Annotated in this window: 19 protein-coding genes and 5 pseudogenes; 9 read left to right on the top strand and 15 right to left on the bottom strand. The window is 69.5% G+C overall.

What is annotated here, in order from left to right; translation table 11 throughout:
* Positions 1-23 precede the first annotated feature (23 nt).
* The 3 genes and pseudogenes from JS756_RS32385 (at position 24) to JS756_RS32375 (ending at position 4,311) form a co-directional block, all read left to right on the top strand.
* Positions 24-1,133: a substrate-binding domain-containing protein gene (locus JS756_RS32385; protein WP_205386835.1), complete on the top strand. Its 1,110-nt coding sequence runs from the start codon at positions 24-26 to the stop codon at positions 1,131-1,133.
* Between the two features lie 534 nt (positions 1,134-1,667).
* A pseudogene (manA, locus tag JS756_RS32380) lies at positions 1,668-2,854 on the top strand (mannose-6-phosphate isomerase, class I).
* A 98-nt stretch (positions 2,855-2,952) separates the two neighbouring features.
* Complete coding sequence (locus tag JS756_RS32375; RefSeq protein WP_438817362.1) at positions 2,953-4,311, top strand: IS110 family transposase; 1,359 nt, start codon at positions 2,953-2,955, stop codon at positions 4,309-4,311.
* A gap of 1,303 nt (positions 4,312-5,614) precedes the next feature.
* Here JS756_RS32375 and JS756_RS37955 read toward each other — a convergent pair.
* On the bottom strand, positions 5,615-6,538 hold the full coding sequence (locus JS756_RS37955; protein ID WP_307791301.1) for an EamA family transporter: 924 nt from the start codon (positions 6,536-6,538) through the stop codon (positions 5,615-5,617).
* Between the two features lie 41 nt (positions 6,539-6,579).
* Between JS756_RS37955 and JS756_RS32360 the strand changes: the two genes are divergently transcribed.
* Together JS756_RS32360 and JS756_RS32355 are read left to right on the top strand one after the other, a co-directional pair.
* Complete coding sequence (locus JS756_RS32360) at positions 6,580-7,065, top strand: MarR family winged helix-turn-helix transcriptional regulator (protein WP_307791299.1); 486 nt, start codon at positions 6,580-6,582, stop codon at positions 7,063-7,065.
* 335 nt (positions 7,066-7,400) lie between these two features.
* Positions 7,401-7,922: a hypothetical protein gene (locus JS756_RS32355; RefSeq protein ID WP_205386833.1), complete on the top strand. Its 522-nt coding sequence runs from the start codon at positions 7,401-7,403 to the stop codon at positions 7,920-7,922.
* Between the two features lie 43 nt (positions 7,923-7,965).
* On the opposite strand, the gene JS756_RS32350 is transcribed toward JS756_RS32355, so the two are convergent.
* On the bottom strand, positions 7,966-8,163 hold the full coding sequence (locus tag JS756_RS32350) for a hypothetical protein (protein ID WP_205386832.1): 198 nt from the start codon (positions 8,161-8,163) through the stop codon (positions 7,966-7,968).
* 278 nt (positions 8,164-8,441) lie between these two features.
* Between JS756_RS32350 and JS756_RS32345 the strand changes: the two genes are divergently transcribed.
* Positions 8,442-8,897 carry a class I SAM-dependent methyltransferase gene (locus JS756_RS32345; protein WP_205386831.1) on the top strand — a complete coding sequence of 152 codons (456 nt, stop codon included), beginning with the start codon at positions 8,442-8,444 and terminating at the stop codon, positions 8,895-8,897.
* A gap of 587 nt (positions 8,898-9,484) precedes the next feature.
* On the opposite strand, the gene JS756_RS32340 is transcribed toward JS756_RS32345, so the two are convergent.
* Together JS756_RS32340 and JS756_RS32335 are read right to left on the bottom strand one after the other, a co-directional pair.
* A complete protein-coding gene (locus JS756_RS32340) occupies positions 9,485-9,967 on the bottom strand; it encodes an RICIN domain-containing protein (protein WP_205386830.1) in 483 nt (160 codons plus the stop codon).
* The gene (locus tag JS756_RS32335; RefSeq protein WP_205386829.1) at positions 9,964-11,202 is read right to left on the bottom strand and encodes a hypothetical protein; all 1,239 of its coding nucleotides are present in this window, start codon (positions 11,200-11,202) and stop codon (positions 9,964-9,966) included. The genes JS756_RS32340 and JS756_RS32335 overlap by 4 nt, the downstream gene beginning before the upstream one ends.
* A gap of 254 nt (positions 11,203-11,456) precedes the next feature.
* On the opposite strand from JS756_RS32335, the pseudogene JS756_RS32330 reads away from it, so the two are divergent.
* A pseudogene (locus JS756_RS32330) lies at positions 11,457-12,846 on the top strand (IS66 family transposase).
* 7 nt (positions 12,847-12,853) lie between these two features.
* Here the strand turns inward: JS756_RS32330 and JS756_RS32325 are convergent.
* Both JS756_RS32325 and JS756_RS32320 read right to left on the bottom strand, forming a co-directional pair.
* Complete coding sequence (locus JS756_RS32325) at positions 12,854-13,138, bottom strand: DUF6881 domain-containing protein (protein WP_240204690.1); 285 nt, start codon at positions 13,136-13,138, stop codon at positions 12,854-12,856.
* Between the two features lie 47 nt (positions 13,139-13,185).
* Positions 13,186-13,323, bottom strand: a complete 138-nt coding sequence (locus tag JS756_RS32320) for a hypothetical protein (protein ID WP_240204698.1) — start codon at positions 13,321-13,323, stop codon at positions 13,186-13,188.
* On the opposite strand from JS756_RS32320, the gene JS756_RS32315 reads away from it, so the two are divergent.
* On the top strand, positions 13,300-13,509 hold the full coding sequence (locus JS756_RS32315; protein ID WP_205386858.1) for a hypothetical protein: 210 nt from the start codon (positions 13,300-13,302) through the stop codon (positions 13,507-13,509). The genes JS756_RS32320 and JS756_RS32315 overlap by 24 nt on opposite strands.
* Before the next feature lie 231 nt (positions 13,510-13,740).
* On the opposite strand, the pseudogene JS756_RS32310 reads toward JS756_RS32315, so the two are convergent.
* The 4 genes and pseudogenes from JS756_RS32310 to JS756_RS32295 form a co-directional block, all read right to left on the bottom strand.
* Positions 13,741-13,997: pseudogene (locus tag JS756_RS32310) on the bottom strand (formyltransferase family protein); the annotation flags it as partial.
* Between the two features lie 131 nt (positions 13,998-14,128).
* Entirely contained in the window at positions 14,129-15,805 is a 1,677-nt protein-coding gene (locus tag JS756_RS32305) for an MFS transporter (protein WP_205386827.1), read from the bottom strand.
* Between the two features lie 5 nt (positions 15,806-15,810).
* Positions 15,811-16,389, bottom strand: a complete 579-nt coding sequence (locus tag JS756_RS37300) for a caspase family protein (protein WP_205386826.1) — start codon at positions 16,387-16,389, stop codon at positions 15,811-15,813.
* Entirely contained in the window at positions 16,386-16,772 is a 387-nt protein-coding gene (locus JS756_RS32295; RefSeq protein WP_205386825.1) for an effector-associated constant component EACC1, read from the bottom strand. Before JS756_RS32295 ends, JS756_RS37300 begins: the two co-directional genes overlap by 4 nt.
* A gap of 133 nt (positions 16,773-16,905) precedes the next feature.
* On the opposite strand from JS756_RS32295, the pseudogene JS756_RS37295 reads away from it, so the two are divergent.
* A pseudogene (locus JS756_RS37295) lies at positions 16,906-17,320 on the top strand (Scr1 family TA system antitoxin-like transcriptional regulator); the annotation flags it as partial.
* A gap of 211 nt (positions 17,321-17,531) precedes the next feature.
* Here the strand turns inward: JS756_RS37295 and JS756_RS32290 are convergent.
* From JS756_RS32290 to JS756_RS38145, 5 genes and pseudogenes are all read right to left on the bottom strand, one after another.
* Entirely contained in the window at positions 17,532-17,696 is a 165-nt protein-coding gene (locus tag JS756_RS32290; protein ID WP_205386824.1) for a hypothetical protein, read from the bottom strand.
* Between the two features lie 122 nt (positions 17,697-17,818).
* Positions 17,819-19,285, bottom strand: coding sequence for a pyridoxal phosphate-dependent decarboxylase family protein (locus JS756_RS32285; RefSeq protein ID WP_205386823.1), 1,467 nt, complete (start codon positions 19,283-19,285; stop codon positions 17,819-17,821).
* Positions 19,282-20,664 (bottom strand): MFS transporter, encoded by a 1,383-nt coding sequence (locus tag JS756_RS32280; protein ID WP_307791295.1) that lies wholly within the window; start codon positions 20,662-20,664, stop codon positions 19,282-19,284. Before JS756_RS32280 ends, JS756_RS32285 begins: the two co-directional genes overlap by 4 nt.
* A gap of 2 nt (positions 20,665-20,666) precedes the next feature.
* Positions 20,667-21,314 carry a TetR/AcrR family transcriptional regulator gene (locus JS756_RS32275; protein ID WP_205386822.1) on the bottom strand — a complete coding sequence of 216 codons (648 nt, stop codon included), beginning with the start codon at positions 21,312-21,314 and terminating at the stop codon, positions 20,667-20,669.
* 359 nt (positions 21,315-21,673) lie between these two features.
* A pseudogene (locus tag JS756_RS38145) lies at positions 21,674-22,096 on the bottom strand (ISAs1 family transposase); the annotation flags it as partial.
* Positions 22,097-22,626: the final 530 nt, after the last annotated feature.

Here is a 22,626-nt window from a genome sequence, read left to right as displayed (position 1 = left end):
CCGCACGAAGGGTTCAACTCACCATGCGCAGAATCATCACCAGAGGCATCGCCTCGGTCGGCGCCGTCGCACTGCTCACCCTGGGCACGGCCTGTTCCAACGAACGCGAGGGCTCCACCGGTACCGGCGACTCCCAGGCCAAGGGCTTCGCGAAGGACTCCCTCGTCGGTGTCGCGCTGCCGTCGAAGACCTCGGAGAACTGGGTCCTCGCAGGTGACCTGTTCACCAACGGCCTGCAGGAGGCGGGATTCAAGGCCGACGTGCAGTACGCGGGTGCCTCGACCACCGTCGCGGACCAGCAGTCGCAGATATCCGCCATGATCACCAAGGGCGCCAAGGTGATCGTCGTCGGCGCCACCGACGCCTCGCAACTCGTCACGCAGGTGGCACAGGCCAAGCAGGCCGGGGTGACCGTCATCGCCTACGACCGCCTCATCACCAACACGCGCGACGTCGACTACTACATCGCCTTCGACAATTTCAAGGTCGGCCAGCTGCAGGGGCAGGCCCTCGTGGAGGGCATGAAGGCCAAGAAGCCCAAGGGCCCGTGGACGATCGAGCTGTTCTCCGGCTCGCCCGACGACAACAACTCGAAGGTCTTTTTCGACGGCGCGATGAGCGTCCTCAAGCCCTTGATGGACAAGGGTGACATCGTTGTCGGATCCAGCCAGACGGACATCAAGCAGACCGCCATCCAGGGTTGGAAGGCCGAGAACGCCCAACAGCGCATGGACTCGCTGTTGACCTCGACCTACGCCGGCGCCAAGAAGCTCGACGGCGTCCTGTCGCCGAACGACACTCTCGCCCGCGCGATCCTCACCTCGGTGAAGGGGGCCGGCAAGCCGATCCCGATCGTCACCGGCCAGGACTCCGAGGCCGAGTCGGTGAAGTCGATCATGGCCGGGCAGCAGTACTCCACCATCAACAAGGACACGCGCAAGCTCGTCGCCGAGACCATCAACATGATCAAGTCTCTGCAGAAGGGCGACAAGCCGCAGATCAACGACACGAAGTCGTACAACAACGGCTCCAAGGTCGTCCCGGCCTACCTCCTCCCGCCGATCATCGTGACCAAGAAGAACGCGGCCGAGGCATACGCCAACGACCCCAAGCTGGCCCCGCTCACCAAGTAACCCATGTGACCGCCGATTCGCAACGTCGCGCGCGCCGGGGAGTGCCCCGGGGCGCGCGACGTCGCAGAAGCCCCGTGGGCGGGCAAGAACAGATGACTCCCACCTCGGCATCGTCAGCACGGACCCGGCCGACGCCGCGACCGGGACGGGCAGCCCGATCAACATCCCGGCCCGGCACGCCTTTTCACCCGTGGACCGGATACGCGGCGCATCCTCGGGCCCTACGCGGCGTGGAGCACGGTGAGGTGGGGGACGCGGTCGTGACGGCCGCCACGGCCGCCCGCGTCGAACTCGACCGGGTCGTCGTGGCGGCGGTGGCGCCCGGGCCGACGCGCTGCTTCCCGCGCCCCTCCGCTGCCACCGCGCCGATCACGCCGTACTCGGCTTCGCCCCCGCGCCTGCCCGACGTGCTCGCCGACTGCACGACGGACACCGGCTTCATCGCAGTGGCCGCCGTCGCCGGGCTGCCGCCCCCGGGACACGGACGCCCCAACTGCCCGCCGCCCGCCCGTAGCCGACCGGAGCCAGGATCCCGTGGACCTGCTCACCACCATCCAGCCCTACGGCTGGGGTTCCACCACCGCCCTCGCGGAGTTGATGGGCGTACCGTCCACCGGCAAACCGCAGGCCGAGCTGCGGCTCGGCGCACACCCTGCCGCCCCGTCCTACGTGGACCGGGACGAGGACAACTGGCATGGCACAACTTGCTCGCCGACAGCCCGACGGCTGAACTGGGACCCGTCCTCGCGCGCCGGTTCGGCCCGCGGCTGCCGTTCCTGCTGAAGGTGCTGGCCGTCGACACCCCCCTGTCCGTCCAGGTCCACCCCGACCTCGCCCAGGCCGCAGTCGGCTTCGCGCGGGAAGACACCCTGGGGATCCCGCTCGGCTCTCCGCATCGGACCTACCGGGACGACCAGCACAAGCCCGAGATGATCGTCGCCCTGACCCGGTTCCGGGCCCTGTGCGGCTTCCGGGCTGAACGGTGCGGCGACCTCCTGGAACTCCTCGACGTCCCCGAGCTGAGGCCGTATGCCGCCGTGCTTCACACCCGCCCGGGGGAGGCCGCCCTTCGACAGGTGCTCACCGCGTTCCTGGCGCCGCCCGCCAGACTCCTCCCCGCCGTCACGGAGGCCGTGCGGCGCGCGTCCATGGGCGGCGGGCCGTACGGGGCGGACCTCGCCGCATACGCAGCCATCACTCGCGCCCACCCGCACGATCCCGGCCTGCTGCCCGCCCTGATGCTGAATCACGTGGAACTGGAACCCGGGCAGGCACTGTTCCTCGGCGCGAGCACCGGGCACGCCTACCTGTCCGGCCTCGGCGTGGAGATCACGGCGAATTCCGACAACGTGTTGCGCTGCGGGCTGACTTCGACGCACGTGGATGCGACCGAGCTGCTGGAGATCGTCCGTTTCACCATGCTCCCGGTCCGAGCGGTCGCCCCACGGCGGGACGCGGCGACCGGGGAGCACGTGTACCCGGCCCCCGTCGACGACTTCAGACTCTCGCGGTTCGACCTCGTGCGAGGAGACGCACCGCGCGCACTCACGGTCGACGCACCCCAGATCGTGCTGTGCGTCCGCGGTGAAGCGACCGTCGCCTCGGGAGGGCGCTCGGTGGAACTCGGTCCCGGCCGCGCCGAGTACGCTCCCGCAGGCAACCCGCTCCGGCTCGGCGGAGAGGGAACGGTGTTCCGCGCCACGGCCGGACTTGCTCATTAGAGGACCATCCCTTCTGCAGCCCTCACGGGTAGGGTTGTGACCTCTCGGTCCCGGCGGGTGCATGGCCTGTCTTGCGTGCCGTTCGACGGCCTGCATGAGTGACGCCGGCCCTGCCGGGCCGAGGCCGTCTGATCGGCTTCAGGGACACGCCCCGCAGAGGGCCGATCGATGAGCTCCCGGCAGACGACCTCACCACCGGGCAGGTGCTCCTGGAACGGCAGTGGAGTACGACGCACGTGTTCATCGGATGGGACTGGGCGAGCGAAACTCATGACGTGACCGTCATGGCCCCCTTCGCCAAGCGCATCGACCGGTGGGAACTGGCCCACACCGAGGAAGGGTTCGCCAGGACCCTGGCCCGCTTGCGCAGGCACGGCGACCCGGCCGACCTGCCCGTTGCCATCGAAACCACCCGGGGCCTGGCCGTCGACCGGTATCTGGCCGCCGGCCACCCGGTCGTACCGGTGCATCCCCATGCCTTCCACGCCATGCGGGCGCGCTGGGGCGCCTCGAAGGCCAGGACGGACGCCGGTGACAGCATGAAGCTCGCCGACTACCTGCGCACCGACGGCCACCTGCTGTCCCGCCTGGAGCCGACCGAGCGGGCCACTCTCGGTCTGCAGGCGCTGACCCGGCAGCGGGCAGACCACATCGAGGCCCGCATCGCCGCCGTCAATCAGCTCGCCGCGTTGCTGGACGAGCACTGGCCCGGCGGCAAGGCGGTCTTCGCCGACCTGGACAGCGACATCGCTCTCGCGTTCCTGGAGCGTCATCCCACCCCGGCCTCCGCCGCGAAGCTCACCGCCGGACGGCTTCAGGCCTGGTGCAAGCGCCGCGGCTACTCCGGCAAGAAGCCCGGCAGCGTCCTCATGGAGCGCCTGCGCGCCGCCCCGAAGGCCGCCTCCCGCCTCAGTGACGCCGTCGTCGAGCAGCTGGTACGTGTCCAGGTCCAGCTCGCGCAGGGCATACGCGCGACCCTCCGCACCCTGGACAAGACCATCGCCGAAGCCACCCGAACCCACCCCTACGCACCGCTGTTCGCCACCGTGCCCCGCATCGGCACGGTCAGCCTCGGACAGGTCATCGGCGAGATCGGCCCGATCCTGGAACGCGCCCAGACCTGCGAACAGCTCATCGCCGAAGCCGCTGTCGTCCCCGTCACCCGTGCCTCGGGCAAGTCCCGCACGGTCTCCTTCCGCTTCGCGACCAACCGTCGCGCACCCGTCGCGCTGACCACCTTCGCGGACAACAGCCGCCACGGAAGCGACTGGGCCGCCAAGATCTACAACGACGCCCGGGCCCGCAAGAAGCGACACCCACACGCCGTCCGCATCCTGGCCCGCGCCCGGCTCCGCGTGATGTGGGCCTGCTGGCGCGACGGCACCTGCTACGACCCCGCCATCCACCAAGCCAACAGCAAGATCAACACACCCGCCGACGAGCCTCTGGCGGCCTAGAGGTTGACTCAGGAAACTCATGCGATGCCCCGAGGACCCGACTGTCCGAGGTGCGGTGGGGCCGGGCCCGGTGCCGATCTCCTCCCAGAGCAAGGTCCAGCCGTAGTCCTCGGCGCTGTCGCCGAGGCGGGATCCGATACATCCGCAACCCTGCCCAAGCCCCGACTCCCGTATCCGGCGACGCGATTGCGCCGAGGCGTACTCGCAGGCACGAACGCTGCGCAAGGCGCAGCCGGGCTCCGGTCCGGTCCGGGCGTGAGCCATGTCGAGTGCGGCCACGACGAGTTCGGCGCGGTGGTGGTCGGGCCGTGGCTGGCCGACGGCCTGGTGGGCCGTCAGGTCCGGCGGACAGGCGTGGCGGTGCCGGCCTTCGGTGGTGGGCAGGTGGGTGGTCGCCGACCAGCCCGGTGCCATGCCGGGTCGGCGAGTGGCTTTCCTCACCGGGTCATGCCACGCAAGTCTCGCTCGCCTGTCAGCCGGGCGGTGCTCCTGCGGTTCACCCGCCCTGCTCGGCGACGCAGTTCGGCGCGGACGCGCGGGACGCCCTTGCGCGCCCGGTGACGTACCTGACACGCGAGACAGCGCTACGTGCCCGGTGATGTCCCTGACGTCCCACGCCTGCGCCGGGCTCCGCGGCGGGGCCGCCCGCACCGTGGAGGACGGCCCCGCCGCGGAGCGACGAAATCCTGCGCAGGCACACCGCAAAGGACGACATCGAGTTCGATCTGCGTCCTGGGGACGACGCGCGGGGCGTCGGCGTCCGCGTCAGGTCATCGACGACCGACGGTTCGTCCGAGCATGGGCTGGAGAGGACCGCGTGTGGACGGACATCGTCGACGAGTTCGGCACCCCGTCCATGCTGTTCGGCAGCAACAACCCCTACTTCGGCAAGACCCTCGGTTCCTCTTCGGGCCTGTTCGGGGTGGCGGATGGCGGCGCTCCGCGCCCAAAGCGGCGGAACCGTACACCTGGATCTCGACGAGTAGACCCTGACGGTCGAGTCGTTGCCCAAGACGCTGCCGGGTCCCGAGCCGGAGCCCTCCGTGGCGGCCGACCGCTACTCGGAGGGGAACGATCACTCTCGTCATAGGAAACGATCTTCAAGCTGCTGAGTCGTGCCTGATCCGGTCGACTCGTGAACACCCCACCGCGGCGCCGATCTTGAGCTAGCTCAGGGTCGGTTGTCGAAATCCCGCTTGATCTTCGGATCGGGCGGGATTTTCGTCGTTTGTGGGGTGTGTTCGAGGGTGTTCGGGGTGGTGGGTGGCGATGGGCCCAGGGCGTGGACGTGTACGGGAGCGCTCTATCGCCGCGTTGTGGGCGGCACGGCTGGCCCCGGCATCAGACCGGAAGCGATCGACGCAACGACGAGTGCGGCCCCGAGCAGTTGCAGCGGCGTGAGTGTCTGACCCAGGACTACGAGGCCCAGCAGGCTGGCGGTCAGCGGGTTGAGCAGACTGAGGAACGACGCGGCGGCGGCCGGGACGAGATCGAGGCCCTTGAACATGAGCGAGTACGCCAGGGCGGTTCCGAGGACGCCGATGTAGGCGTACCCCGTAATGTTCCCTGCCGTCAGGTGTGGGACTGGGCCCTCGAGGAGCAGCGAAAGGGGCAGTAGAACCAGTCCGGCCGCCATCAACTGCCAGGCGGTGAACAAGAGGACGGGAGCGGGGCGGCCCCAGCGTTTCGTCATCACCAGGCCCGCCGCAAAGGTCGCTGCTCCCCCGACAGCGGCGGCCAACCCGATCGGATCGAGCGGCGTCGATGCGTTCGCGACGAGCAGTCCGACACCGCCGAGGCCGCCGAGGCCGCCGAGAATCTGGAACCACCTGGCGCGCTCACGCAGCACCAGCCAGCCGAGCCCGATGGTGAAGACGAGGTTGATTGTGCCGATGGTTGCGGCGGTCCCGCCGGGGATGCGGTACGCGGCAACGAACATCAGCCCGAAGAACAGTCCGAAGTTCAACATCCCCAACACGGGAACCCGCCACCACCACGCCCCACGCGGCACTTGTCGATAGGCCAGCGTGATGGTGAGACCGGCAGGCAGGGCACGGAGTGCAGCCGCCAGCAACGGCCGATCCGGCGGCAGGAACTCGGTGGTGACGAGATAGTGCGACCCCCAGATCACCGGGGCGATGCCCACGAACACGAACGCGGTTGCCCGGCTGCGGCTGCGGCTGCGGGTGTCGTCTCTTGGGCGCTCTTGAGTCGAGGTAGCTTCCACGGAAGATAACTATACCTTCTGGGGAAGGTATCCTGGAGCCTGTGGACGATCACGTAGACGGCATCGTGGACGCGTGGGTCCGGGAGCGTCCCGATCTGGACGCCACGCCGGTCCAGGTCTTCGGCCGTATCTCGCGACTATCGCGTCAGGTCGAGAACGAGTTGGCACAGGTCTTCGAGCGATACGGACTTGATCGCGGTGAGTTCGACACCCTCGCCACTCTGCGCCGCGCCGGCGCCCCGTACGCACTCTCGCCCTCGGCGTTGATGCAGGCGACGATGATCACATCGGGCGCGGCAACCAAACGGGTTGCACGTCTCGAACGCGCGGGCCTGGTTACCCGCAGCCGTGACCGTGCAGACGGGCGCGGGCGACGCGTCCGCCTGACAGCCAAAGGCATGGCGCTCATCGATCAGGCCGTCGCCGAACACCTCGGCACTGAGGCGCGGCTCCTGAAAGGACTCTCCTCAACAGAGGCCCAACACCTCGCATCCTTGCTTCGAAAGCTCGGCAACACTCTGATCTGAGGAAGTGGGCATCCGGTCGATGCTCAGTTGACAGCTTCCTCGAGCGAGGAGGAGCACCCGAAGCACTGCGTCACGAAGGTCCTGTCCTGCAACAGCTAGTGATGGCGGAAGGCTGCCGCGCGGGAGGAAATCGCCGAACTGCGGTCCGGATCGAAGAGTTGACAGGGCGTCTTGCTGGCCGAGAGGAGAGGCTGTCCCGGCTGGAGATCACACGGGAGACGATGACGGAGACCTGTCTGGCGACGGGGCGGTGACGGTGTCCATGGACGAGTCCGCGGGGGAGTCCCGGTGTCGGCGGACCGAGCCGGGCGGGATCGTCGGTCGGGGTGCGGCCGGTGCCGCAGCGGGAGCCGGGGCTTGAGGCGGATGTGCTGCCGCGCTCCTACCGGGACGTCGTCGGGGTGTTGCAGGACGCGGTGCATCCGATGCGGGCGCATCATCTGTGCGCCACGCTGGGGTTGTCGACGGACAAGAACAAGGTGGAGGGCTTCCGATCGAAGCTGAAACGGCTGGTGGAGCGGGGCTGGCCGGCCGAGGGCGAGCCGGGCCTGTTCGCGTGGGGCGGTGCGCGGCGGGCGGGCGCGGGTGCGCCGGAGCAGGAAGCTGCGGCCGACGAGCGGCGTCGCGCCGGTGTGGGGCACTCACCGCGACGCATGAACAGGGCGAGGCCGTCGTCGAAGCGGGCTCCCGGGAGCTGGGGCGACTGCTCCTGCAGGTCCATCTCGAGTGGCGGGCCCGCCACGAGAAGGACCACCTGTCCGCCCTCGATCCGCATGAGCGGGCTGCGCCGGCCGGCGGCCGGCGCCGGCAGGAGAAGGGCCATCATCGGCAACTGGCCACCGTGCTGGGGCCGGTGACCGTGACCCGATGCGCCCTACGCGGCGCGGGCATGACCAACCTCTATCCCACCGACGCCATGCTGGGCCTGCCCCCACGGCCGGCACAGTCTGGGACTGTGCCGGTGCGGCCGCCGGGCGGGGCGAGGGCCGCGGCCCGCAGGTCGTGCTGATTGACGGCGCCACCCACCAGCGGGAGTTGATCCAGGCCGAGGCCGCCCGCCGCGATGTCACGGTCCACGTCGTCCTCGACATCGTTCACGTGATCGAGAAGTTGTGGGCAGCCGCCCGCTGGGCCGCCCGGATCCTGGCCGGCGCGGCCCACGACATCCGCGCCGAAGCCGACCGCCGCCATCTCACCGACGACCAGCGCACCGCCGCCGGCAAAGCGTGCCGCTACCTCGAGAACAAGCCGACTTCCCCGAAGCACTCGACGCCCGGCGCCACTGAGGTGAACGGGCAGGCGGGCGTCGAGGCGCCCGGGACGCATTCCGGCCACACCCTTGCACGGGCATGCGCGCCTCGACAGGATCGGCCCCCATGGGCCGTGTTTACGATGATGAGCGACGTGCCGGCGCCTACGAGCGCGGCAACGAGATGCCCGAGAGCTCCGTGCGGGCCTGGGAGGAGCTGATCGGTACCTACCTGCGCTCTTCGAACCCCTGGATCGTCGAGATCGGCGCCGGGACGGGCATGTTCTCCGCTGCGATGGCGCACTGGCTCGACGTGACCGAGGTGCTGGCTGCGGACGCCTCCGAGCCGATGCTCGCCGAGGCGAGGCGCCACCATCCTCATCCCGCCGTGCGCTACGTATCCGGTGCGGCAGACGCTGTACCCGCTGCCGCCGGCACGTTCGACCTCGCCTTCCTCTCGCGGGTGATCCACCACAGGTCTTCACCGTCTGGCCACGGCCGCCCACGCCGAGCCGCCTGCTCATCCTGCACCGGTAATGGAGCCTTATTACGACGTCGCCGTGCTCTGCTCAGCGGGGCCTGAGCCAGAATCGCTGCCACGGCGCCGCGGTCGACGCTCCGCTCGAAGTAGTCCTCGACAAAGCTGACGTACGCGTCCGCGCTGCCGTCGGTGAGAAGCTCGAACAGCCAGTCGGCCCGTCCGACTCATCAGTAGTGCGCAAGCGACGCGGGCAGACCGTCGAGAAGACCAGGCCAGTGTGCACGGGGCGACTCTCGCCAGGGAGTGGCATCACTCTCGTGATCGAACCCGTAGAGGAACACCCCGGCCGGATCGAACACGACGGCGTACTGGTCACCAGAACCGTTGTCCGTGAATGACAGGTCGACGCCTCGCGCCAGTTGGAGACGAACGAGTGGGCGGGAGCGTCAACTGCCTGCCACTGACCTCGGCCCTGCCTTCAGATCCGGGAAACGATCAACCGTCGGGCGGGAAGCGATCCCCAACCGGAGTCTCATGGACCTGGTCAGGGGCACTCGTGAACACCCCGAGCTGGGCGCCGCACCGCGCACAATAAGAAGAGCGTGGAGCTCTTCTTCAGGGAAGGGCTACACCCAATGGCGATGGCCCGCCGGTTTGGTCGGCTGGGCCATCGGAGACGGGCGTTCAGGTCACACGTCGGGTGCGGTCCTGGAGATGGTCCAGCGTTCGTCCTGTGCGCTGTTGCAGGGCCATTGGACGAGCTGGCTGCCCTTGGTGGCGGCGGCGCCCAGGCCCAGACACTTGCCCGAGTAGACGTTCCGCACCTCGTGGGTGGTCGAGTCGTACCACCACTTCTCGTCCACCGCGCCGTTGCAGGTGTACTGGATCATGCCGGCGCCGTCGGCGAGGCTGTTGCCGGTGCCCATGCACTTGCCGGAGTAGGTGTTGCGGATGAAGTAGGCGAGGTTGCCGTTGTTGTCCTCGGTCTCCTCGAACAGCCAGCGCTCGTCCTGGGCGTTATTGCAGCCCCACTGGATGACCGGCATGCTGTTGTCGATCTTGCTTCCGGCACCCGCGCACAGCTTGCTGTAGTCGTTGTACAGGTACTGATAGTTGTCGGCCTCCCGCGGCAGCAGGGAAAAGACGACGCGCTTGCCGTTGCGTTCGTTCATACCCCACAGGCGGCCCGAGGAGAACGAGTAGGACAGGTTCTGGGTGAGGGGCGACGCACGGGTGAGGATCGATACAGGCCCCCCGGCTTGGCCTGCCAGATGCAGTAGTAGGCGTCGCTGTTCGTGGGGTCGGCAACCCCCATGTAGCCCGTGTCGCACATGGCTGACAGGTAGTAGTACGTGCCATCTGTGGCCACGCCCTGCAAACCGTGGACGGGAGCAGAGTAGGCAGCTGTCGCCGTGATGGGGGACGTGCCGCCTTCACCGATGTATTCGAGCGGCCAGCGGATCACGTCCAGCGGCTCGGTTCGTTCGGCATTCCCATAGCGTCCGGACACCAAGCGCGGCGGTGACACACTGCGGTCCAGGCTCAGGGAGCTCAGGCATGCAACGGCTCCGTCGCAGTTCATGTTGGAGCGCTTGTCCGGGGCAGCCGCGTCCTGCTGGGCCTTGGTGCGGTTCGAGTAGCGGGCGACCATGGGAAGGGCCCACTGGTGGTACTCGGCCGCCGACGTGCCGCCCGAGATGCCCGACCCCCCGGAGATCGAGTTCACCTTCCACAGGTGGTTGAGGTCGTAGATCTGCAACTCCCCACCGTTGGCCACAAATAGCCTGTTCCCGTACCAGACCATCCCATCGGCGTGAACGTCACCGACCGAGGTGAACTGGGGATTGGCCCGGCTGCCGGTTGGCCTGACGAGCAGTACGTGTCCGTAGGTCCATTCCGTGCCGGTCGATTCAAGGATGGAGACGCGCGCCTTCTTGTTGCGGTCGTCTCCCGAAACGCCGTAGTACCAGGTCGCCATGTACAGGTGGTGACCGTCGATCGTGCCACTCGGATCCGCATCGTGGGAGGCGGTAAGGCCCTGAGGGTGCCAGCCGTTGGACCAGGCGCTGGTGTTGTCGTCCGTCTCGTCCCAGCAGAACCCGTTGTACTTGAATGTGCCGTTGATGCCGGTCGTATGGCACAGGCCTCGGCCGATGTGCTGCTTGGACTGCGCGACGCTCAGCGAGGAAACCCGCGTCACAACGCCCTTCGCCTCGGCCCCCTCGATCACCGACCGTGCCCTCTGTCCCTCGTCAACACCCGGCATCTCACGCGGATAAAGAACGAATCCGGACGCGCCCTTGCTCGTGAACAGTTTGCCCGTGTCGTTGATGGTCGGGCTGTCGGCAGCCACCGCCTGCTGGCTACCCCATATCAATGCCGCCAACGAGGACAGAACAACCAACATCGCCGTGTTCCGTCCCCTGTGGCGACCTCGTAGCTTCGAGATCATGTGACCAGACATTAACTGATCAAAAAACGAAACGATCGAGATCCGGCTGCTCTGATCCTCGATGGGTGTAGCTCTCGGCTCTTACTAGATTTTCGTAGTCGATGATCGTCCACGGGTCGTCGGCTGGCTCGGGGCGTGATCTGCGTAGCTGTTCAGCACGGCTGACAAGTCGCTGGTCAGAGCATCCCGAGATCGATAACCTGCGGGTCGTGGAGTCCGGGAGCGAGCGGTCGGTCGAGGGGCTGAACCTCCTGCTCGCGGCGAAGGACGCCACGAGCACCGCGCAAGCCGCCCTGATCGAGCGGCTCGCTGCGTGGGTGGAGGAGTTGGAACGGCGGCTTGGCCGGGACTCTTCGAACTCCTCGAAGCCGCCGTCGTCCGATCTGCCGTTCTCCAAGCCCGCACCGAAGCGATCCTCGCGGGTCCTGTCCGACAGGAAGCAGGGCAAGCAGGACGGTGCGCCCGGAACGACGTTGCGGCTGGTCGAGGGCCCGGACCAGGTTGTCCGCCACGAGCCCGCCGCCTGCTGCGGCTGTGGTGCCGACCTGGCTGACGCTGCGATCTTCGACGAGCGTCGCCATCAGGTGTTCGACACCCCGCAGCCACCGCCGCGCCCGCACGTAACCGAGCACCAGATCGTCGCGAAGACCTGCGCTGGCTGCAGCACTACCACCATCGACGAGGGTCCGATATGGGCCAGAGGCAGGGTGCAGTACGGGCCCCGGCTCGCCGCCCGCGCCGCCTGGCTGGTCTGCGCCCACCACCTGCCCGTCCGCCGCGCCGCGGGCATCTTGAAGACGCTGCTCGGCGCGGACGTGTCCACCGGCTTCGTCGCCTCCGTGCGCGGACGCGCGGCGCGGCTGCTGGAGGCCGCGTTCCTGCCGCGGGTGCGCGAGTTGATCGTCGCAGCACCGGTCGCACACGCCGACCGCGATGCACGTCGGCGACCGCACGGTGGAGACGATAGACGCGGGCGGGATCTGGCCCGCCTTCGACGGGGTGCTGGTCCGCGACGGCTACAACGGATACACCCACCTCGACCACATCGCGCACGCCTGGTGCGGCGCCCACCTGCTTCGCGGCCTGCGCAGCGTCCATGAAGGCGATCCGGCGGGCCAGCTGTGGGCCAAGGCCATGGCCGATACCCTCCTGGCGGCGAAGCACGCCGCTGAACGAGCCCGCGTCGACGGGTGGGACGCGCTGCCCGCGCATGAACTGGCCCGGATCCGAAACCGCTACCTCGGCGCGCTGTCTCTCGGCCGCAGTGCCAACCTCGGCAAGCGCGGACCGCTCGTGGACGAGGCGGGAAGGCTGATCCGTAGGTTCGAACGCTACGAGGACATGATCCTGCGCTTTGCCACGAATCTCGCGGTGCCCTTCAGCAACAACCTCGCCGAGCGCGACCAGCGGCCGGTCAAGGTCCAGCAGCGGACCTCCGGCGGCTGCTGGCGCACCCTGGCCGGCCTCGCGGACTTCGCAATCGTCCAGTCCTATCTGTCCACCGCCGGGAAGTGGGGACACGACAAGCTCGACGCGCCGGTGGAGCTCTTCACCGCCGGCGCGTGGCTTCCGCCTGCCCCGACACCGATCCGTCCCTGAACTCTCGTCACCTTGCGCGGCGGGCCCGTGCCCATGCCGCCTCGAACTCTGCGGCGGTGATGGTCTCCGCGTGGAACTCCTCCTGAGAGTTGATCTCTTCCAGGTCCGGGAACGGGGCCTCGCCCAGGCCAATCGTGTCCGTGTCCCGGCTGGCATCGGCCCAGTCAAGCCGTCCATCCCGGTAGACCTCGACCTTGCGAACCTCGTAGCGGTCATCGCCGAGCTCGCTGAAGACCTCCACCGGTTCCTCCGCGAACTCGTGGTCCCAGCGCACCTTCACGTACGACGTCATCAGTTCTGCCCCCAGCTCACGATGCGGTTGCTCACGTCAAGGGGACCCTAGTTGGGGACCACGAACACATTCGCCCGTCCCTCGATCACTTCCGGGCCGGTCACGTCGACCTCCAGGTAGTGGCTGAACCGGGCGCCCAAGAAGCCCATCCTCACGAAGCGATGCGCGAGCTGTCCATTGCGCAAGGTTCCCGGCGCGATGTCCGACAAGTACTGTCCGTCACCATCAGCTGGATCCCGTTCGAGGACCAGCAGGACTCAGGCACCATGCGGGCCAACGACCCCACAGAGGTCTCGCCGGGCCGCGGCACGTTGACGATCGCCGTGTGCCCGCACGACGCCCACCATCCACTGGGACTCGTCAGCCAGTGATGCCCGCGACGAGACGAAGCACGCGGGGATCACAGGGAGTCCCGGCGCATGCCACGACCACCCTGCGCGGCGCGGGTGCTGGTGTTCCAGTATCTGCGGCCTGGTTGCTCATGGCGCAACTGTACGTCCATCGCCATCGTGGGTGTGCGGCGAGAGATCGCGGCGACCGGGTAGGGGCCGGTCGGAATCTTGGCCCCGACTGCCTCTGTGCGCACCAGGGCTGTCGGTGTGTCAACAGAAGACGACCGTGCAGCTGTCGTTGACCAGCACACGGTTTTCGCTGTGCCACTCGACGGCGCGGGCGAGTACCCGGCCTCTACGTCGCGGCCGATGGTGACCACCTCAGCGGGGTCGCGCGAGTGATCCACGCGGACGACGTCCTGTCCGATGATCGGACCTTCGTCGAGGTCGGGCGTGACGTAGTGCGCCGCGGCACCGACGAGCTTCACCCCGCGCTGGTGTGCCTGGACATACGGCCGGGCTCCCTTGGCGCAGGAGCCGCCAGGACTTGAGGGTGGTGACGGCCTGCTCGGCGAGGGCTCGGATCTGGCCAGGCCCTGGCCGTGCTCCGCAGCGGCCGGGCGACCGGAGGCACCCACCCGCCTCCGGTCGGCGGGCGTTATCGGCGGGCTCGCTCCAGTGCCCGCTCCGCCCGACGGCGCAAGGTCAGGACGGCGATCGCCGCGACCGACAGCGACAGCACGGCGCCGAGCGTCATGAGCTGGCTGCTGACGTGCCTGAACGCCTCCCAGTACGCCTCGCCCGAGAGCCCCCAGCGCCAGAGGGCCGAGGCCGTCACCGAGTCGAAGACGGTGACGGGGAGCTCGGTCGCCACCCACAGACCGGTGCCCAGCAGGACGGCCGCGGGGCCCAGTCCCGCGAACGAGACCTCCGCGAACGCGGTTTCGGCGAGGACCGCCAGTGCGAGCCCCGCTCCCGCGCCCGTCAGGAGCAGCAGCGGCACCGTGATCCAGTCGCTGTCGTACCCGGAGGGACCGAGCACGAGAAGCCCGACCGACAACGACACCGATCCGGCCACCACCGTTGCGGTGGTGCCGAGGCGCCTGCGCAGCAGCGGTGCGAGCAGCCCGCTGAGGAGCGCCGACAGCGGCACGGGCAGGAGGTGGCCGAGTACGGCCCCGGCGGCTTGGAAGTCCAGGTTGCTGCTGTAGACGGAGAGGAACAGCGGCATGCTGACGATGGCGGAGACCACGCCCGTCATGGCGACCCAGGCGCCGGTGAACCGGCGCCCGGCCAGCAGGCTGTAAGGCGTGCGGGCCCCGCCGCGCCGCCGGCGGGCCAGGATCGTCCATCCGACACCCGCCACACACGCGAATGCGATGAACAGCCACCCTGTCAGATCTTCCCAGAGGGACATCCTCATCCGGGCCAGGCCGTGGACCAGGCTGGTCGCCAAGAGGGAGACGGCGACGGTGGCAGCCCACAGGCGGCCGGAGGACGCAGCCCGCGGGTACGGGTCGGTGGGCGCCTCGGGATCGCTGACCCCCTCGACAGGGTCGGCGCGGTACCAGCCGAGGGCGGCGAGCAGGACCGTCAGCACGGCCAGCCACACGGACCCAGTCGTGTACTGGTCGGTGTGGACGAGCCACCAGCTGAGTACCAGGCCCAGGGCGGGACCGGCTGCCGTGGTGGCGCCCCAGAGGCCGACGGCGATGGGTCTGCGAAACCTTCCGACGACCAGGGCGACACCGTTGACGGTGGTGAAGGCCGCACCAGCGCCCTGGAGCGCCTGGGCGGTGAGCAGTACCGCCCCGTGGGGGACGAGCGCACCCAGCGCATTGGCCCCGGTGAAGAGGACCGTTCCGCCGAGAAAGCCGTTCCGCCGCCCCCACTGGTCACCGATCCGTCCGGCGAGCGGCAGGGAGGCCGCGAGGGCCAGGAAGAAGGCATCACGGATCCAGTGGTCGTGGTCGATGGCGACGCCCGCGTCCCTGCGCAGGCTCGTCACGAGCCGGTTGGCAGACGCCCAGGCTCCCACGAGGAGTTGGCAGGCCAGGACGGCGGCGATCCCGAGGCTGTGCCACCGGGGCAGCGGGCGGGGTGGGGGAACCCGCGGCGCTGGCCGCACCGGAGCTGCGGCACCGGGATCGGGCCAGGCGGGGACGACGGGCGCGGTGGGATGGCGGGGCGAGTCCGGAGCGCGGCGGCGTACGAGGGCGAGGTCTCCGGCGTTGTTCACCACCCGGCGCTGGGGACGGGGAAAGCCGCCGAGCGCCAGGTCGTGCCGTATCTCGCCGAAGACCTGGTCCAGGCTGAGCGGTTCGGGTCTCCGCAACGCCGTCAGCAGGGCCCGGTGAAGGCCGTGTGCGCCGCGCCCCTCGGTGCGTAGGACACGGTGGTGGCCGAGGTGGAGGCCAGCGTGTACGTCCCGGCGATGTCGATCTGGCCGGAGATCTCGCCGTCCGGGCCGCCCATCGCCTCGATGGCCCGGCCGGAGAAGCAGCAGTCCAGGATCAGCACGCGGATGACGGCGGGGCTGTCGAGCAGTTCCTCGCGGAGGGTATCGAACGGTAATGAACTCCACCTGGGTTGTCCCGGCTCAGTCTGCGGCAGGGCGAGGTGCAGTCGGCCCCGGTCGTCCACCAGGCCGTGGCCGCTGTAGTACACCAGCAGCAGGTCGGTCGCCTGCTGTGCCGCGCAGGCGAGGACGGCACCGGCTTCGGCGGGAGTCCCAGGGTCGGCGGCAGTGACACAGTGCTCCGGGGGCAGGACGCCGGTGTCGGGATCGGTGAGCACCGCGCGCAGTGCGGCGAGGTTGGTATGGACGGCGGGGAGATCGGTCAGACCCGAGCCCTCGGTGTGCGAGCCGGTGCCGATGAGCACGGCCCGGGAGCGGCCCGGATCGGGGAACTGCGTCACGATGGTTCCCCGCCCGCCTCCTGGTCGCCTCGGTCGAGCAAACGCTCGACGTCCTTCGCCAGGGAGCGCGGATCGACGCCCTTTGCGTCCACCTCGATGGTCCGTCCGTCCCTGGTGCTCAGCGTGATCCGCACGTCCGACCGGCGCTGGGAGATCCAGGCGGAGAGACAGTTGGCGAGGACCGCCCCCATGCCTCCGGAACCGACCGCCACGGCGAGCGCGTCCAGCGCGCCGCCCATTTGGCCTTCGCCGAGCGGTGCGTGTCGTGGGTGGACCCCTCGGCGCAGCGCGTCCTCGCGGCGCAGCCAGTCGAGCAGTGACGGCAGATGGGCGTCCGGATCCGGTACCCGGATCCACAGTTCGTTCTCTCCTTCGTTCAGCACCCTCCCATCCTGACCCACGGGTTCCCGTTCTGGATGTTCCTTGCTCAAAATCGATCATCGTCCGTCTGCCGCTCCTCGGCAGCCGCGTTCTTGTCAGAGGTGTTTCTCGCTGGCGTCGCCGGCGCCATGCGCCGTCCAGCAGGACTGGTACGCCCTGCACGAGCAGACCCGCCACCGCGGGGTTCATGTCTCCGACGTGCCCCCGGGCTCCCTCCAGACGCCGGCCTTCGCGACCGCCCTCATGGAGCAGATCACCCGCTTCCAGGGCACCCCCGACGACGTCGCCGAAGCCGTAGCCGCCCGCGTCGCCCGTTCCCGCTTCCTATACGAGGGCGGCCACCGCTACGTCGTCCTCGTCGAGGAATCCGTCCTGCTACCGCACCGCTGGCCACGAGGCGATGCGCGGGCAGTTGCGTCACCTCCTGGCCGTGATGTCGCTCGCGTCCGTCTCCCTGGGGATCATCCCGTTCACCGCGCAGCGCACCGTGTGGCCGATGGAGGCGTTTTACGTCCACGACGACACCACGGCCGTAGTGGAGAACCTGACGGTACACCGACGCCACGATGGCAATGAGCCACCTGCCTGCAGCCAGCTGATCGCGGATGCAGGCAAGGCAAGCGGATCAAGGGGCCCGACGAATGCCGCGTGCGCGATCTCGCACAGGAGCCGGTGCCCACGAGCGGCCCGATGCGTCACTTCACCTGGCGCCGAGACCAACGGCAGCGTCCTGGCCTGCAGTTACTGACCAGCACCGGCCGTCACCACGGCGCGGAGAGCCAGGGGGAGAGCTCGGAGTGCTCCGAGAGCGCGACCGCGCAGGTGATGGGGACGTCCTGGCGCACGGTCGGGGCGATGGTGGAGCGGGTGATCGCCGAACGCGACCGGGCGGCCGACCGGCTGCCGGGGCTGAGCCGGATCGGCATCGATGGGGTCGGCCACCGCAAGGCAGAAGGACATGACGGACGCACCGGACCACGGCACCGCGAGGGCGGGTGTGGATGCCGGCCCAGGGCGGCGGCCCGGTTCTCGGCGATCAGCCGGTATGTCAGTTGCCGAGGTGGGGGCTGTAGAGGACGGAGAGGAACCGGGCGGCGAGTTGGTTCCGGACGGTGGTGGGGAGGGCGTCGAGGAGACGGTTGACGGCGGCCATCCGGCCGGTCGACGTGCCGGTCAGCTCGATTCCCGTTGCCGGGAGGAGTTCGGCGAATGTCGCGTCGTCGAGGGCGGCGAAGTCGAGCTGGTCGAGCAGCGCGAGCAGGTCCGGCTGCGGGTCCGTGGTGCCGTGGGGGCGGACCGCCTCGGCGCTGTCCCTCAGCGCGGCCAGCAGGCCGTCGACCCCCTGCTCACTGACGCCGGTGAGGGTGAGGTGAAGGCTGGCCGGCAGGCCGTCGATGCTGAGCTGGGGCTGGAGGAAGTAGCCGCGGGCGCGGGATTCGTCGGCCAGTTCCCACAGGTCCAGTGGGGCCTTCGGGTCGGTGCCGAGGGCGACGAGGGTCGCATCCGGCTCGCCCAGGACTCGCAGGCCCTCGATCTGGGCAACGCCGGCGATGAGACGGCGGGTCGCCGCGAGCGCCGCGCGGCCCAGCTCCTGGTAGCCGTCGGCTCCGAGGGCCTGCAGGGTGGCCCAGGCACCGGCGAGCGGACCGGCACCCTTGCTGCTCTGGACGGTGGAGTTGACGACGGGGTAGCCGGGCCACTGGGCGCACGCGTAGTAGGCGGTCAGCCGCATCGCCTGGTCGCGGAAGAGCAGGACCGAGGCGCCCTTGGGCGCATACCCGAACTTGTGCAGGTCGCAGGAGAGCGAGGTGACGCCGGGGACGGACAGGTCGAACGGCGGGATCTGCGCTCCGGCTTCCGTGAGCCAGGGCAGCAGCCAGCCGCCGACGCAGGCGTCGACGTGGCAGGGGATGCCGCGGGCCGCGGCGTTCGCCGCGATGCCGGCGACGGGGTCGACGACGCCGTGAGCGTAGCTCGGCGCCGAGGCTACGACCAGTACGGTGTGGTCATTGCAGGCGGTGGCTACGGCCACCGGGTCCGCCCGAAAGGTGCGGCGGTCGACGGGGACGGTGACGACGCGTACCCGCAGGTACCGGCCGGCCTTGTGGAACGCGGCGTGGGCGGTCACCGGGACGACGATCTCGGGCTCGGCGATGTCGGGCCGGGCGTCGCGGGCGGCCTTGACGGCGAGGATGATCGATTCGGTGCCGCCGCTGGTGAAGATGCCCGGGGTGGCGTCGTCGCCACCGAGGCGGGAGGCCACCGCGCCGATCACTTGGCGCTCCAGGGCGACGATGCTGGGAAAGGCCGTCGGGTCCAGGCCGTTGACGTCGAGCATCGTCATGTACGCCTGCACGGCTGCTTCGCGCACCTCGGCCCGGCCGGGGTCGTAGGTGTACGCGGTGGTGCGGCCGCCGCGGGTTGGCAGGTCGGCCACGGTGAGGGCCCTGAGCTCGGTGAGCAGGTCGTCGGCGGTACGGCCGTGGGCCGGCAGGCCGGGGTGGTGCGCGGTCATCGAGGACTCTCCGGTTCGAGGTCGGAATCGGGCGGTGCAGCCGGGGCCGGCGCCGCGCCAGGGGAGGCCGCGCGGTGACGGCCGTAGGCGCGCAGCGCGGGCAGGGACAGGAGCATCAGGACGGCGGGGACGATACTGAAACCGAGAAGTACCCCAGTGCGCGCGGCCGGGGTCTGAGCCACTGGTTGGTGCGTGGTCGAGGCCACGAACCCCGCGCAGGCGAGGGCGAGGGAGAACACCCCGGGCCCCGCCGCCAGCCCTAGGGTCTCCCCAGCGGTCCAGAGCCCGGTGAACGCGCCCGACTGCAGACGTCCCGTGCGGGCGGCGTCGGCGTGGACAGTGTCGGGAAGCAGCGACAGCGGCAGGACCTGGAGGGCGGCGTAGCAGACGCCGAGCAGCGCCGACAGCGTCAGGGTCGCGGCCATGTGCGCCGGCCCGGGGCCGACCGCCGGCCACAGGCTCACGGCGCCGAGCGCGAACCCGCAGGCCGCGACGGTCAGGCAGCGCAATCGGCCCCAGCGGGCGGCAGCCTTGCCCCACAGCGGCACCGCGACGGCGCTCGGCGCGACCAGGCAGACGAACAGCAGCGAGGTCAGCTGGTAGCCGCCGAGCCAGTAGGTCGCCGTGTACGGTACGGCTGCCAGCATGATCGCAACTGCTGCCGCCTGGACGACGAACGCGCCCAGCAGCGCGAAGAACGCGTGGTTGCCACGCGCGCAGCGAAGCGCCCCGGCAAGCGACAGCGGCTCCGCTCCCGCCCGGGAGGGCACCCGGCGGGCGGCGAGCGTCGGGATCAGCAGCGTCACCACGAGGACCGCGCCGATCGCCACGCCCATGACGCCGTATCCGCCCCGCCCACCGCCGACCAGTGAGACCACGGCCGGCGCCACACTCCCGGCGACGAGGATGCCGATGGTCAGACACACGATCCGCCACACCATGATCCGGGTCCGGACCTCGGGCCGTTCGGACATCTCGGCCGGCAGGGCCACGTACGGGACCTGGAACAGCGAGAACGCGCTGGACGCCAGCACGAAGGTGATGGACACCCAGGCGGCGGCACCAACTCCGGTGAGCGGGGAAGCGAACATCGCGGCGAAGGCCACGGGCAGGGCCAGCGTCCCCGCCATCAGGATCCTCGTGCGACGTCCGGTGCGCAGCGCCTCGCTGTCGCTGGCGGCGCCCACCATCGGGTTGAACACGGCGTCCCAGGCCTTCGGCAGCACGACCACCAGGCCCGCCACGCCGGCCGGGACGCCGAGCGCGTCGGTCATGAAGTACAGGAGCAGCAGGCCGGGCACAGTCGAGTAGATGCCGGTGCCTATGGAGCCGAGGGCGTACGCGGCCAGTTCACGGCGGCCGGGCTCGCTGGCGCCCACGGTCAGTCACCCGGGTCGGGCCGCCGTCCCTCGTCCGGGCTCCGTTCGTTCGGGGCCGTTTCGTCCAGGCGCAGTTGGCACAGGACCAGGCCCCGCAGATGCACCCGGAACCGAGGCACCTGCTCGTGGATCACCGAGCGGCAGAATCCATGGGTGGTCCACAGCACGGTCCAGACGGCGAGTTCCGCCTCGTTCGCGGTCAGGTCGGGCAGGGCGGTGACGAGGGCGTCGCGCACGGACTCCAGCAGCGGCCGCGTGTAGCGCTCCTCCAGATCGGCGAATTCGGCAGCGTCGGCGAGCCAGCGCCGCATCCACAGCGCAGGGATGTGCGGTTGCTCCAAGCAGAAGTCCAGGTAGTGGTCGGCGAAGGCGGCTGCGGCCCGCGCAGGGTCTTCCACGGCGTCGCGTGCGAAGGCGTCCAGCGCGGCGCCGACGGCGGCACGCTCGGAATCGTGCGCGACCCGCATGACCTCGCGGTACAGGTCCGCCTTGCCGCCCACGTGGTAGGCGACGGTGGCCATGTTCAGTTTCGCCTCGGCGGCGATCCTGCGGACCGTCGTGCCGTCGTAGCCGTACTCGGCGAACAGCGTGGTCGCGGCGGCGATGATGCGACTGCGGCTCGCATCAACCGTGGACTGGGGCTCGGACATGCCGGAAGAGTACGCAGCAATCGCCTCTCAATCAAGCGCTTGATGGGGAGATTCTCCGACGCTGCGGCCCTCGGCGACGTGGCTGCGCCGCGCCTGATCGCCGGGCCTGCGGGTGCCGACAGACCAGGCCCTCCGTCGGATCCACGGGTCTGGGGCCGTGCGGTGTGACTGCCTGTCAGGCTGCGCGGTGGCCGCCGAGGCTGAGCACGGCGAGGGCTGTGAGGTCGCCGGGGTCTCATCGCGTCCGTGGCCGCGGTGGCGGGTGCGGTGTCCGAGCGGGATGTCGGCCCGGGCGGTTCGCGCAGGAGCGCCGCGAGCTTGGGATGATTGTCCTTGATCGGCGTGATGTAGTGGGGCTTCTCCGTCTGGACGAGGTAGCGGGCGTGCTCGTGCTGGGAGTGCAGCGCGTCGAAGGTGACGGTGCGGCCGGTCAGGTCGAGGTCGGCCGGCAGCGGCTTGAAGGTGGTGATCTCGCCGCTCTTGTCCGCGACTCGGCGCTGGTTCAAGGTCAGTCTGCCGTTGTGGGTGATCACGGACACGAGGTGGAGCGCGCGCTGTTCGGCGGTGTGCGAGCCGCGGGCCTTGCTGTCCAGGGCCACGGCCTCGCCGGGGTCGGCAAGGTGGGTGAGCCGGGCGCCGACGGCCGTGTCGAGGGCGTCGCCGTCCAGGCGGGCCAGCAGGGGGCCGAGGGCGCTGGCGCGGGGTGCGGCTCGCAGCCCGAGGCGTTCGTGCAGGTGGGGTGTGAGTTCGGCGGTATGCGGGCGATTGCGGCGAGGGTGCACAGCGCGAGCATCGGGCCGAGGCGGTAGCGGCGGCCCTGGCGGCGCCGGGGATCGGGCAGGCCGTCCAGGACCTCGGCGAGGTCGACCGCCTGGTCAGGGTCGGCGGGGTCGAGAGAGGCGACCGCATTGTGATCGTGGTGGCGCAGGAGTGCGGTGATCGAGGATGATGGCATCGGAAGCGCTTGTTGTTGATGAGGCGTCAGACACCTTGATCATCAACGACCGCATCCGCCGTTCTCCGACCGGCGTCCCTCTATCACCGGCGAACTCACCGCCGACCCAACTACGACAAAGTGGGCGCCAAACCACTCCGAACTGGATGAACCGCAAGCTTACGCGTGCCAGTCCGGTCAGGTCGTAGTTGAGCTGGGTGAAGACTCCCTCGTCGCGCCAGGCGGCGTAGTGAACCGCCCCGGGTTCGGTAGAGATCTCAGATTGTGGTGATGACCTGGGGTTTCTTGAGTTCGGTGTAGTAGTTGGCTTCGTATTCGACGGGCGGGATGTGCCCTATCTCACCGTGGAGTCGGCGG

This window comes from Streptomyces actuosus (assembly GCF_016921115.1).
GTDB classification, from domain to species: Bacteria; Actinomycetota; Actinomycetes; order Streptomycetales; family Streptomycetaceae; genus Streptomyces; species Streptomyces actuosus_A.
Note: the sequence above shows the minus strand (reverse complement) of the source record. Positions and strands in the feature narration are given on the sequence as shown.

What these genes read in the sequence shown, in the direction of transcription:
- JS756_RS32315 (WP_205386858.1), top strand. Translation starts at nt 13,300, where the DNA reads ATGCGCGAGCTGTCCATTGCGCAAGGTTCCCGGCGCGATGTCCGACAA.
- JS756_RS32275 (WP_205386822.1), bottom strand. Translation starts at nt 21,314, where the DNA reads ATGTCCGAGCCCCAGTCCACGGTTGATGCGAGCCGCAGTCGCATCATC.
- JS756_RS32285 (WP_205386823.1), bottom strand. Translation starts at nt 19,285, where the DNA reads ATGACCGCGCACCACCCCGGCCTGCCGGCCCACGGCCGTACCGCCGAC.
- JS756_RS32345 (WP_205386831.1), top strand. Translation starts at nt 8,442, where the DNA reads ATGGGCCGTGTTTACGATGATGAGCGACGTGCCGGCGCCTACGAGCGC.
- JS756_RS32335 (WP_205386829.1), bottom strand. Translation starts at nt 11,202, where the DNA reads ATGTTGGTTGTTCTGTCCTCGTTGGCGGCATTGATATGGGGTAGCCAG.
- JS756_RS32385 (WP_205386835.1), top strand. Translation starts at nt 24, where the DNA reads ATGCGCAGAATCATCACCAGAGGCATCGCCTCGGTCGGCGCCGTCGCA.
- JS756_RS32340 (WP_205386830.1), bottom strand. Translation starts at nt 9,967, where the DNA reads ATGAACGAACGCAACGGCAAGCGCGTCGTCTTTTCCCTGCTGCCGCGG.
- JS756_RS32325 (WP_240204690.1), bottom strand. Translation starts at nt 13,138, where the DNA reads ATGACGTCGTACGTGAAGGTGCGCTGGGACCACGAGTTCGCGGAGGAA.
- JS756_RS32290 (WP_205386824.1), bottom strand. Translation starts at nt 17,696, where the DNA reads ATGCCGATCCGGCTCAGCCCCGGCAGCCGGTCGGCCGCCCGGTCGCGT.